At 74.4% G+C, this 11943-nt stretch carries 8 protein-coding genes; 2 read left to right on the top strand and 6 right to left on the bottom strand.

Translation table 11 applies throughout. The features are described from left to right. Positions 1-2: 2 nt before the first annotated feature. From AB0F03_RS15930 to AB0F03_RS15910, 5 genes are all read right to left on the bottom strand, one after another. Entirely contained in the window at positions 3-518 is a 516-nt protein-coding gene (locus AB0F03_RS15930) for a universal stress protein (protein ID WP_361991384.1), read from the bottom strand. A gap of 33 nt (positions 519-551) precedes the next feature. Beyond that, positions 552-1805, bottom strand: a complete 1254-nt coding sequence (locus AB0F03_RS15925) for an SLC13 family permease (protein WP_361991538.1) — start codon at positions 1803-1805, stop codon at positions 552-554. 62 nt (positions 1806-1867) lie between these two features. Then, positions 1868-3106, bottom strand: a complete 1239-nt coding sequence (locus tag AB0F03_RS15920) for a hypothetical protein (protein ID WP_361991381.1) — start codon at positions 3104-3106, stop codon at positions 1868-1870. A gap of 190 nt (positions 3107-3296) precedes the next feature. Continuing rightward, positions 3297-4019, bottom strand: coding sequence for a DUF4232 domain-containing protein (locus AB0F03_RS15915; protein ID WP_361991536.1), 723 nt, complete (start codon positions 4017-4019; stop codon positions 3297-3299). A 148-nt stretch (positions 4020-4167) separates the two neighbouring features. Continuing rightward, positions 4168-5562, bottom strand: a complete 1395-nt coding sequence (locus AB0F03_RS15910; protein ID WP_361991378.1) for a serine/threonine-protein kinase — start codon at positions 5560-5562, stop codon at positions 4168-4170. A gap of 47 nt (positions 5563-5609) precedes the next feature. On the opposite strand from AB0F03_RS15910, the gene AB0F03_RS15905 reads away from it, so the two are divergent. Then, entirely contained in the window at positions 5610-6158 is a 549-nt protein-coding gene (locus AB0F03_RS15905) for an RNA polymerase sigma factor (protein ID WP_361991375.1), read from the top strand. Positions 6159-6183: 25 nt separating this feature from the next. Here AB0F03_RS15905 and AB0F03_RS15900 read toward each other — a convergent pair whose 3' ends face one another. Then, positions 6184-8565 (bottom strand): SpoIIE family protein phosphatase, encoded by a 2382-nt coding sequence (locus AB0F03_RS15900; protein ID WP_361991372.1) that lies wholly within the window; start codon positions 8563-8565, stop codon positions 6184-6186. A 276-nt stretch (positions 8566-8841) separates the two neighbouring features. On the opposite strand from AB0F03_RS15900, the gene AB0F03_RS15895 reads away from it, so the two are divergent. Further along, positions 8842-11943: a glycoside hydrolase family 2 TIM barrel-domain containing protein gene (locus AB0F03_RS15895; protein ID WP_361991369.1), complete on the top strand. Its 3102-nt coding sequence runs from the start codon at positions 8842-8844 to the stop codon at positions 11941-11943.

Raw genomic sequence — 11943 nt, 5'->3', positions numbered from 1 at the left:
GACTACGGCCCCGACGGCGGGGGCGGGATCGTCCCCAGCTCCGGCGCCGGTTCCGGCCACACCAGCAGGACCGGGCAGGGCGCGTGGTCGACGGCGAACCGGACGGCCGGGCCGAGACTGCCCGGTCCGAGCCGGGACCGGTCCCCGTCGCGGGCCAGTACCAGCAGACCGGCTCCCTCGGCGGCGGCCACCACCTCCCGCTCGACGCGGCCGGACCGCTCCACCCGCGTGCACGGCCGGCCCAGCCGCTCGGCCGCCGCGTCGAGGAGCGCCGCCGCCGACGTGCCGCCCAGTGCCTCCAGCCGGTCACCGGGATCACTCTCCCAGCCCTCGGCCGGGCGGTGCCCCCACCGCCCGCCGCGCCCGAGCAGCCCGGCGAAGGCCCCGTGCGCCACCGCCGGCACGTCGGGCGCGCTGACGTGGAGCAGCACCACCTCGCCGTCGTCCGGCACATGGGCGCGGACGGCGTCCACGCAGGCGGGCCAGGTGCCCTCGACGAGCCAGGCGATCACACGCATCCGGTCGGCCTCCCTCGGCTCGGTCCGCGCCCCTCAGAGAACCTGGAGCGACCCCCACAGTGCCACCACGGCGACGGCCAGGGAGGACGGCACGGCGATCAGGCCGAGGCGGGTGAACTCCCCGAGGTCCACGTCGTGCTCGTGCTGGTGGACGATCCGCCGCCACAGCAGTGTGGCCAGCGACCCGGCATAGGTGAGGTTCGGGCCGATGTTCACGCCGAGCAGTACGGCGAGGACCGCGCCCGGCCCGGCGGGCGCCGCCAGCGGCAGCAGGACCAGCACCGCGGGCAGATTGTTGATCACGTTCGCCAGTACGGCGGCCAGCGCCGCGGTACCGAGCAGCGCCGGCAGCCCCGTGCCGTCCGGCACCACGCGCCCGAGCGCGTCGGCGAGCCCGTTGTCGACGACCGCCCGCACCACGATGCCGAGGGCCAGGACGAACACGAGGAAGGCCGGGGCCGCCGCCCGTACGACACTCGGCACGGTCGCCCGCCGCCGCAGGAGCGACCGCCCGGCCAGCACCAGCGCGCCCGCCGCGGCCACCCAGGCCGGATCCACGCCGAACGCCGACGCCACCACGAACCCGGCGAGCGTGCCGCCCACGGTCACCAGCGCGAACAGCGGCAGCCCCGGTGCCTCGCCGGAACCGCGGTCCGCCGGGGCCGCCGCCGCGAGGTCCCGGGCGAAGAACCGCCGGAACACCAGGTACTCGACACCGATCGCCGCCAGCCACGGCAGCACCATCAGCGCCGCGAACCGGGTGAAGCCGAGCCCGCTCGCCGTGAACGCCAGCAGGTTCGTCAGGTTGGACACCGGCAGCAGCAGCGACGCCGTGTTGGACAGATGGGTGCAGGCGTAGACATGCGGTTTGGGCCGTACGCCGGTGCGCGCGGCCGTGGCGAACACCACCGGAGTCAGCAGCACGACGGTCGCGTCCAGGCTGAGGACGGCGGTGATGGCGGACGCCAGCGCGAACACCGCGGTCAGCAGCCGCACCGGGCGGCCCCCCGCCCACCGGGCCGTCCACGCCCCGCACGCCCGGAACAGCCCCTCCACGTCGCAGAAGTGGGCGAGGACCAGCACCGCCGCCAGGAACCCCACCACCGGCCCGAGCCGCTCCACCTCGGCCCGGGCGTGGCCGAGGGAGATCGCACCGGTCGCGATCGCGATCCCGGCGGCGGGTACGGCCATGACCGCCTCGGTGCGGCCGAAGGGCCGTACGACCGCCCAGGCCAGCACGGCGACCAGGAGCACGGCGGACAGGGCCTCGGCGAGCGCGGTGTTCAGGGCGGGTCCTTCCGGAACGGATCACGGGGTGCCCGCCCATGAAAACAGACGCCTCCGGCCGGCTACGACGACCGGGTACCCACCGTGCCCAGGAACTCCGCCCAGCCGCCCCCCGGTGCCTGCCCGGGCGGCAGCGTGCGCAGGAGGCGCAGCACCGCCGGGTCCTGCGCCTCCAGCCAGGCGACGAGCTGCTTGAACGACACGAACCGTACGTCGTCGTAGGAGGCCATCGTCCCGATCGCCTCCTCGACGGCGTCCATGTAGATGCCGCCGTTCCAGCGTTCGAAGTGGTTGCCGATGAACAGGGGCGCGCGATTGCTCTCGTACGCCCGCCGGAAACCGGCCAGATAGGTGTCGCGGGCCTGGGCGCGCCAGAGGCCGTACCGCGTGCGGTCGCCGAGCGGGTTGCCGCCGGACTGGTTGAACATCATGTTGTAGTCCATCGAGAGGACCTGGGAGGAGTGGCCGGCGAACGGTATGGACTGGAGCGGGAAGTCCCATATCCGGCCGCCCTGGACCTTGCCGGGCCAGATCTGGAGGCCGCCGGGGGAACTGGCGTCGTACGTCCAGCCGAGCGCGGCGGCGGTGGGCAGCAGGGCCGCCTGGCCCTCCAGGCAGGGGGTGCGACCGCCGGTCAGCTCCTTGCGGTAGTCGAAGGGCAGCGGATCGAGGTCGGTGAAACCGGTGTTGGTCCGCCAGGTGGTCACGAAGTCGACCGCCTGCTCGATCTCGCTGCGCCATTCGGCCGGGGACCAGCGGCGCACACCGGTGGCGCCGCAGAAGTGCCCGTTGAAGTGGGTGCCGATCTCGTGGCCCTCCAGCCAGGCCGCGCGGACCTGCTGGAGGGTGGCGTGGATGTGCCGGTCGGCGAGGTAGCCGATGGCGGAGGCGCCGACCGGGTGCTGCGGCGGCCGGTAGAGGTGCTTCCTGGACTCGGGCAGCGTGTAGATGCCGCTGAGGAAGAAGGTCATCCGGGCGCCGTGGTCGGCGGCCACCCGGCGGAACCGGGAGAACAGCCGGTTGCTCAGCTCGCCCGCGCCGTCCCAGGAGAACACCACGAACTGCGGGGGCCGCCGGCCCGGCCGCAGCCGCACCGGCTCCGGCTGGTGCGGCTGGGCGCCGGTGTAGGCGGTGGAGCCGTCGCCGATCGGCCTCACGGGCCGGGCCCGCTCGGTGCCCCGGCCGCCCGGGTCCGGTCCGCCGACCCGGAGGCCGGTGCCGGAGGAGCAGGCGGCCAGTGTTCCGAGGGCGGCCGCCGCCGCCCCCGCCGTCAGTAGCCGCCTGCGTGGGATCCCGCTCACTGTCGTCCCCGATTCCCTGGTCAGGACCCCTGGAGGGCCCGCTCGCCGTGTGGTCGACCGGGTTCGATGACGGGTGGGGGAGGAAAGATCGCGGTGGGCGAAGGCTGTTGCCGTCCCGTGACAGTTGTGGCGCGGTCATGACGAACCCCGCTGCCTCAGCGGAGACAGCGGGGCGGGGGAGTGGGGCCGGTCAGGGACCGGTGCCGGGGCTGAGCACGGTCAGACGGACGGAGGAGGAGTTCCCGGAGACCGGCACCGGCCCGCCCGTCCAGGCGGCCTTCAGCGGGTCGTGCTCGTCCGGCGGGGTGACGAGCAGCGCGGCGGGTGTGGCCGTCTTCGCCTCGCTGATGCCCGGGTTGGAGAAGGTCAGTCCGGCCCAGGCGCTCTGCCCGGGCTTGAGCGTGACGGTCGCCGGGGAGCCCGGCGTGCGGTGGGGGTCGGGACCGAGCTGGGTGCCGGAGGCGCCCACGAAGGCGGCGCCCGGATAGCCGTGCAGGGTGCAGGTCCGGGCGGACGTGTTGGTGATCACCACCGGGAAGTTCTCCTGGCCGGCGCCCGGATCGCCGCGGCCCACGGAGGCACGCAGCTCGCCGGTGTGGCAGCGCTTGCCCACCGCCGGGGTGGCCGCCGTGCCCGGGGCCGCCGGGGCCGTGCCCGGAGGTGCCGTGGTCGCGGCGCCGCCCCGGGACGCGGCCGCGTTCGACGGGGCCGACGCGGCGGTCCCGGACCCGGAGGCGGCCGGGGCGGACGCCGGGCTCTTCGTGGTCTCCCGCGCGGGCGCGGCCGTACCGGGGGCGGTGACCGGCGGGTTGCTGTGCACGTCGGTGCCGCCGCAGGCGGTCAGCAGGCCCAGCACGGCGGCCGTGCCCAGGAGCAGGGCGCCCTGTCGCGCGGACCGGGGGGTGTTCACCATGTCGCTCACCACTCAAGGATCGTCCCGGCACGCGTGGGACGCGCGCCGTCGGCGCCGGATGCGCCGTCATCACAGTCCGATGCACGGGTCGCCGGAAAAGTTCGGGACACACCGGCATCTTTTCCCCGTCTTGACCGTGCCGGTGCCTTCAGGCCACCTTCAGGGAGCGCAGTATGCCGTCGGTCGCGTCGCCGGCCCCGTGCTGACGCACCTGCACGTACACCTGCGGCTGCGCGGAGCCGTCCGCCGGGACCAGCGCGGACTCGGTGACCGAGCCGCCGTCCGGGCAGCCGTCCCAGGCCCGGACCACGCCGTGCCACGCGCCGCCGGTGAACGCGCGGGTGCCGGCGTAACGGCAGCCGGAGTGCGCGAGCGCCCGCACCCCGGCGGTGACGTCGCCGTGCGCGCTGACCCCGACGAACACCCCGTCCACGGCGTCCTTCAGGTCGGACCAGCGGGCCAGGTCGTCGGCCACCACCAGACCCGGCTCGTGACCCGCGGCCAGCCCGAGCGCGCGCGGATCCCAGCCGGAGCCGCGCAGCTGGCGGCCCCAGCCGGCGGGCACCCGCAGGGTGACCCGCCCGGTGGCGTCCGCGACCCGCACCTCGTCGTCCGCCGGGCCGCCGCGGTGCTGGAGGGCCACGGTCACCGTGACCGCGGCGGCCGTGGCGGCGAGGACCGCGGCGAGGACCAGGGTCACCGTGCCGAGCCGGCCACGGACCCGGTCGAGCCGCCGTGCGGGCGGCGCCGGCGGGTCCGCCGCCAGCCGGTCCAGCTCGTCCGCGAAGGCCAGGGCGCCCGGCCAGCGCCGGGCCCGGTCCGGCTCCAGCGCCCGCAGCACCGCCCGCACCACGCCCGCGCCCAGCTCCGGCCGCGACCGGTCCGGCGGTACGACCTTCCCCGGCGGTCCCGGCACGGTCCCGGTGAGCAGTTCGTAGCCGACCGCGCCGAGGCTGTAGACGTCGGCCCGCTCGTCGATGCCCTCTCCGGGCTCGGCCTGTTCCGGCGGCTGGTAGCCCGCCGAGCCCGCGGCCAGGGTCAGCACGGACGCCTGCGCGAGACTCTTGGCGAGCCCCAGGTCGGCCAGCAGCACCCGCCGGGTGCCGTCCGGGGCGGTGTGCAGCAGCACGTTGGTCGGCTTGATGTCGCGGTGCACGATGCCCGCCTCGTGCAGCGCGGCGGCACCGCGCGCGGCCTCGGCCGTCAGCGCGAGCGCGTCCCGCACCGGCAGCGGGCCGCCCGCCAGCAGGTCGGCGAGGGTGCCGCCGTCGGCGTACTCCATGACGAAGTACGGTCTGCCGTCGGGGAGTTCACCGATGTCGTAGACCTGCACCACCCGGCTGGAACCGGCCTGCCGCAGCAGCCGCGCCTCGGCGAGGAAACGCTCCCTGATGTCGAGCCGGTGCGCCCAGTTCTCGGCGAGGACCTTCACCGCCACCGGGGCTTGCAGCTCCGGGTCGTGGGCGAGCCACACCGTGGCGAAAGCGCCGCTGCCCAACGGCCGTTCGAGGCGGTGGCGGCCGATCCGCTCCAGGGGGTGCATACGACTATCATGCCTGCCCTGAGATCGACTTCCAGGGGGAGGCCTTCGTGCAGGACCAGGCGCCGATGGAGGAGTCCGCCCGGCGCGCCGCCGCCGGTGACGAAGCGGCCCTGAACCGGCTGCTTGCGGAGATCCGGCCCGAGGTCGTGCGCCGCTGCGCGCGCTTCCTGCCCTGCCGGGAGGATGCCGAGGAGGCCGCCCAGGACGTGCTGCTCCAGGTGGCCCGGCACATCACCGCGTTCCAGGGCCGCAGCCGGTTCGGCACCTGGCTCTACACGGTGGTCGCCAACTGCTGCCGGCAGAAGTACCGCGAGCTGAAGCGGCGGGCCGTCGAACAGCCCGCCGCCATCGAGCCCGCGCACGTCGTCGACCCGCGCACGACCAGCGTCATCGCCGGTTCCCGGGTCGACCTGCTGGAGGCCCTGGACCGCCTGGAACGCGAGCACCCGCACCTGGTCGCGCCGCTGGTCTACCGGGACATCTGCCAGCTGGAGTACGCCGAGGCCGCCGAGCGCGTCGGCATCCCGCTCGGCACCCTCAAGTCCCGGCTGCACGAGGCCCGCAAGCACGTCCGGCCCTGGCTGTCGGCGTCCTGACCGCTACCGGTCCACCTCGAAAGCGCTACCGGTCCACCTCGAACAGGGGCAGCTCCGCCCAGATGGTCTTGCCCTCCGTGGTGTGCCGGCTGCCCCAGCGCTGGGTGAGCTGGGCGACCAGCAGCAGGCCCCGGCCGCCCTCGTCGAGCATCTTGGCCCGGCGCAGGTGCGGGGCGGTGTGGCTGGTGTCGGAGACCTCGCAGATCAACGTGGTCGCGTCGTGGATCAGCCGCAGCCGGATCGGGTGGGAGCCGTACCGGATGGCGTTGGTGACCAGCTCGCTGACCACCAGCTCCGCCGTGAACGACGCCTCGCTCAGCGACCAGGCGGCCAGCTGCTCCACGACCTGCTTGCGGACCGGCGCGACCAGCGCCGGGTCGGCGGGGATGTCCCAGGTCGCCACCTGCGAGGGAGGCAGGCCCCGAGTGAGGGCGAGCAGCAGCGCCACGTCGTCGGCGGCGCCGCCGGGCGGCAGCAGGGCGTGCAGGACGCGGTCGCAGGTGCTGTCCAGGGAGTCCGCGTCCTGCCCGAGCGCCTCCAGCAGCAGTTCGCGGCTGGCGTCCAGGTCCCGCTCCCGGGACTGCACCAGGCCGTCCGTGTACAGCGCGAGGACGGTGCCCTCGGGCAGTTCCACCTCGGCGGACTCGAAAGGCAGCCCGCCCAGGCCCAGCGGGGGGCCGGCGGGCAGGTCGAGCACCGCGGGCGGGCCCCCGGGTCTGAGCAGCACGGGCGGCGGATGTCCGGCCCGGGCCAGCGTGCAGCGGCGCGACACCGGGTCGTAGACGGCGTACAGGCAGGTGGCGCCGACCTCGCCGGGGCTGCCTTCGACACCGGACTCCTCCGACAGCCGCAGCACCAGGTCGTCCAGGTGCGTGAGCAGCTCGTCCGGGGCCAGGTCGATGTCGGCGAGGGTGCGGACGGCGGTGCGCAGCCGGCCCATGGTGGCCGAGGCCTGGATGCCGTGCCCGACGACGTCCCCGACGACCATCGCGACGCGAAGTCCCGAGAGCGGGATCACGTCGAACCAGTCCCCGCCCACCCCGGCCCGCGCGGCCGGCAGATAGCGTGAGGAGGCGTCCAGTGCGGCCGTGCGCGGCAGCGAACGCGGCAGCAGGCTGCGCTGGAGGGCGAGCGCGGTCTCCCGCTCCCGGGAGTAGCGGCGGGCGTTGTCGATGCAGACGGCGGCCCGGGCGGTGATCTCCTCGGCCAGCAGCACGTCGTCCGGGGTGAACCCGTCCGGACGCCGGTGCCGGGTGAGCACCGCCACCCCGAGGGTCAGCCCGCGGGCCTGGATCGGCACCGACATCGAGGAGTGGATGCCGAACGTGCGCACCCGCTCGCCGCGCGCCCGGTGCCAGGAGTGCCACCGGTCCAGGTCACCGGTGACCACCGAGGTGGTGATCGTGCGGCCGGCGGTCAGCGCGTCGGCCTGCGGGGAGAAGTCCGGGTAGGCGTCCGCCTCCCCGAGCTCGATCACCGCCTCCGGCACGCCCGCCAGCACCGACTGGTGGGCGGTGCGGCGCAGCAGGACCGGCGCGGTGATGCGGGCCGGCGGCTCGCTGCCGTGCTCCCGCAGGTCCAGCAGGTCGATGGTGACGAAGTCGGCGAGCGCGGGCACGCACATGTCCGCCAGTTCCTGCGCCGTGCGGGTGACGTCGAGCGTGGTCCCGATGCGCACGCTCGCCTCGTTGACCAGATGGAGCCGCTGCCGGGCCCGCTGGTTGTCGGTGACGTCGTGCGCGGCCAGGCTCACGCCCCGTACCCGGCCGCCGGCGTCCCGCACGGGCGCCATGCGGGCGAGCCAGGCGTGCGCCCGGTCCTCGCCGCCGGTGCGCAGGAAGGTCTGCACGTCCAGCCGCTGGCCCGAGGCCAGCACCCGGAGCATGCCCTGTTCCAGGTCGTCGCTCTGCGGCTTGCCGCCGATCTCCGGGACCCTGAGCCCCCGTACCCGTTCCTCCGGCAGCCCGATGATGTCGGCCATGGCCCCGTTCATGAAGCGCAGCCGCAGCGCGTCGTCGTACAGGGCGACCGGGCACGGCGACTGGATCAGGCCCGCCTGCACGAGCGGGTCGTCGGCGGCGGCCGGTTCCCGGCCGGTGAGCGGGGTGACCACCAGCCAGTCGCCCGGCCGGCCGTCGTGCGGCGGGCGCCGGTGCGCGAGCAGCCACACCGGGACGGTACGGCCGTCCCGGTGGCGCAGCCCGACCGTGCCCTCCCAGCGTGGCCCCAGGGGCGCGGCCGGGGGGCCGTCGGCGGCCAGCAGCCGGGCCGCGGGGCGGCCCACGACGGCTTCGGCGGGGTGGCCGAGCAGACGCCGCGCGCCCTCGTTCCACTCCACCAGCGTTCCGTCGTCATCGATGACAGCCCGGGCCGTCGCCGCGTCGTCGAACGGATAGACCCGGCTCATCGTCGCCGCTCCCAAGCGCACACTCACAGTCAATAGGTGGCACCACTCATGTTCCAGCGTAGTGCTTCCGGTGTGCCCGTGGACGCCGATCGCGGCCGGCCGGCCGACCCGTCGAACGCGACCGGGGTGCGGTCGATGAGGAATTCCGGCCGAAACGCGTCCGGAGGCGGCTGCGGGGTGCCGCACCCTTGACGATCGTGCGCAACCGGCCGTCAGAATCTGTTTGTTCACGATCAGTTGTGAGTACTTCTGGGACCTGATGAGGGAGGGCCGCCCATGACGGTCACACGCAGATCGGTTCTGGCAGCCGCCACGGCAGCGCCCGCGGCCGGACCGCTGCTGAACATCCCCGCGGCCCCGGCCGCCCTCGTCGCCGGCGCGACCGGCGCCGGGGGACGCCGGACCGTGCCGCTGCGGGACGGCTGGCGCTTCGCGCAGGCCTCCCTGGACGGCGGCGCCGACCCGGCCGGCGCCTGGGCAGGGGCCGCCGAACCCGGCTACGACGACACGGACTGGCGCGAGGTCGCCGTCCCGCACGACTGGAGCATCGAGCAGACCCCCACCACCGACCACGGCACCACCAGCGGCACCGGCTTCTTCCCGGGCGGCCTGGGCTGGTACCGGATCGCCTGCACACTCCCGCGCGCCTGCGCCGGCAAGCGGATCTCCGTGGAGTTCGACGGCGTCTACATGGACGCGCACGTCTACTGCAACGGCACCGAGGCCGGCCGCCACCCCTACGGCTACACCGGGTTCGCCCTCGACCTGACCGACCTGGTGCACACCGACGGCACCACGCCCGACGTGCTGGCGGTCAGCGTGCGCAACCAGCTGCCGAGCAGCCGCTGGTACTCCGGCAGCGGCATCTACCGCGAGGCCCGCCTGGTGATCACCGAACCGGTGCACGTGGCCCGCTGGGGCACCCGCGTCACCACGCCGGAGATCTCCGCCGACCGGGCGCTGGTCCGGGTGCGCACCACGGTCCGGAACGACTCCGGCACCGGCACCCCCGTGCAGGTGGAGGTGGTGTCCCGGATCACCGGGCCCAACGGGCGCACGGCCGCCCGTACCGCGACCACGCGCACCGTCGACGAAGAGGCCACCGAGACCCACGAACTGACCGTCCCCGAGCCCCTCCTGTGGGACGTCGCGACACCCGGGCACCGCTACACGCTGCACACCGAGCTGCGCGTCGCCGGCCGTACGGTCGACACCTTCCGTACGCCCTTCGGCATCCGCAGCTTCCGCTTCGACCCCGACGAGGGCTTCTCCCTCAACGGCACGTACACCAAGATCAAGGGCGTCGACCTCCACCACGACCAGGGCGCTCTCGGCGCGGCCGTCAGCGTCGACGCCGTCCGCAGGCAGCTGCGGATCATGAAGTCGATGGGCGTCAACGCCCTGCGCACCTCGCACAACCCGCCCTCACCCCAGCTGATCCAGGTCTGCGAGGAGCTGGGCATCGTGATGATGGTGGAGGCCTTCGACTGCTGGCGCACGGGAAAGACGACCTACGACTACGGCCGGTTCTTCGACGAGTGGTGCGAGACGGACGCCACCGAGATGGTCCGGGCCGCCCGCAACTCGCCGGCCGTCGTGCTCTGGTCCATCGGCAACGAGATCCCCGACTCCACCTCCACCGCGGGGCTCGCCATGGCGGACCGGATCATCGGCGCCGTCAGGGCCGCCGACGACACCCGCCCGGTCGTCATCGGCTCGGACAAGTACCGCGGCCTGCCCGCACCGGGTTCACCGGCCGACCTCATGCTCGCCAAGCTCGACGGCCTCGGACTGAACTACAACACGGCCGGATCGGTCGACGCCCTGCACGCCCGCTACCCCCGCCTGTTCCTCTTCGAGTCCGAGTCCTCCTCGGAGACCTCGACCCGGGGCGCCTACCAGGAGCCGGAACACCTCAACACCGGGGAGAACCACACCCCCGGCAGGCGGGAGACCTCCTCCTACGACAACAACCTCGCCCCCTGGACGATGAGCGGCGAGTACGGCCACAAGAAGGACCGGGACCGCAAGTGGTTCGCGGGCCAGTTCCTGTGGTCCGGCATCGACTACATCGGCGAACCGACACCGTACGACGTCTTCCCCGTGAAGGCGTCCTTCTTCGGCGCCGTCGACACGGCGGGCTTCCCCAAGGACATGTACCACCTGTTCCGCAGCCAGTGGGCGGACGAGCCCATGGTCCACCTGGTGCCGATGACCTGGAACCACGAGGAGGGGGACACCGTCGAGGTGTGGGCGTACGCCAACGTGCCTTCCGTCGAGCTGTTCCTGGACGGACAGTCCCTCGGAGTAAGGGAGTTCGACCACAAGAAGACCACCGACGGCCGCCCCTACCTGGAGACCACCGAGGCCACCGGCGACGACAGGACCGTCACCGGCGGCCCCTACCCGGGCAGCTACACCAGCCCCAACGGCAGCGCGGGCAAGCTGCACCTGACGTGGCACGTGCCGTACCGGCCCGGCGAACTGCGGGCGGTGGCCCGGCGGGACGGCGAGACCGTCGCCACCGACGTGCTGCGCACCGCCGGCGCCCCGCACGCCGTACGCCTCACCGCCGACCGCGACTCCCTCGCCGCGGACGGCCGCTCGCTCGCCTTCGTCACCGCCGACATCGTCGACGCGCACGGCGTGGTCGTGCCCGACGCCGGGCACCTCATCTCCTTCGACGTCACCGGCGGCTCCCTGGCCGGCGTCGACAACGGGCGCCAGGAGAGCGCCGAGCGCTACCAGGCCGGCACCCGGACCGCCTTCCACGGCAAGGCCCTCGCCATCGTCCGCTCCGGCACCAGGCCCGGCACACTGAAAGTCACCGCGCGCGTGGACGGCCTGCGCCCGGACACGGCACGGCTGCACACGACCCCGGCCCGCCGGGCGGCGGCCACCGCGCCCGCCCTCTTCCGCCCCGACCACCCGGCGCCCCCGGACTTCCCCCGTGCGGACGCCGGTTACTCCGGCCGCCGGGACACCCTGCCCGCCGCGATGCTGGACGGCGACCCGGCCACCGGCTGGTCCAACGCCTTCACCAAACCGGCCACCGCGCTGCTGCCCGCGTTCAGCGGGGCCCGCGCCGAGGACTGGGTCTCGGTCGACTTCGGGCGCGCCCGGACCTTCGACCACCTGGTGGTCTGCTTCACGGCCGACGCCACCCACACGCTGCCCGCGCGGGCCGAGGTGGCGGTGTGGGACGGCCGCGCCTACGTGCCGGTGACCGGCGCGCGGACCCGGTGGGCCACCGTGTCGGGCAGCCCGACGGTCATCACCTTCGACGCGGTGCGCGGCTCACGGCTGCGGCTGACGCTCAGCAGCGCCCACCCGGGCCGCCCGGAGGGAGCCGTGCGGATCAGCCGGCTGGACTGCTGA

The organism is Streptomyces sp. NPDC028722 (assembly GCF_040637655.1).
GTDB lineage: Bacteria > Actinomycetota > Actinomycetes > Streptomycetales > Streptomycetaceae > Streptomyces.
Note: the sequence above shows the minus strand (reverse complement) of the source record. Positions and strands in the feature narration are given on the sequence as shown.

Bases quoted from the DNA above. Each gene is read 5' to 3' on its own strand.
- AB0F03_RS15915 (WP_361991536.1), bottom strand. From the start codon at position 4,019: ATGGTGAACACCCCCCGGTCCGCGCGACAGGGCGCCCTGCTCCTGGGC.
- AB0F03_RS15930 (WP_361991384.1), bottom strand. From the start codon at position 518: ATGCGTGTGATCGCCTGGCTCGTCGAGGGCACCTGGCCCGCCTGCGTG.
- AB0F03_RS15900 (WP_361991372.1), bottom strand. From the start codon at position 8,565: ATGAGCCGGGTCTATCCGTTCGACGACGCGGCGACGGCCCGGGCTGTC.
- AB0F03_RS15910 (WP_361991378.1), bottom strand. From the start codon at position 5,562: ATGCACCCCCTGGAGCGGATCGGCCGCCACCGCCTCGAACGGCCGTTG.
- AB0F03_RS15895 (WP_361991369.1), top strand. From the start codon at position 8,842: ATGACGGTCACACGCAGATCGGTTCTGGCAGCCGCCACGGCAGCGCCC.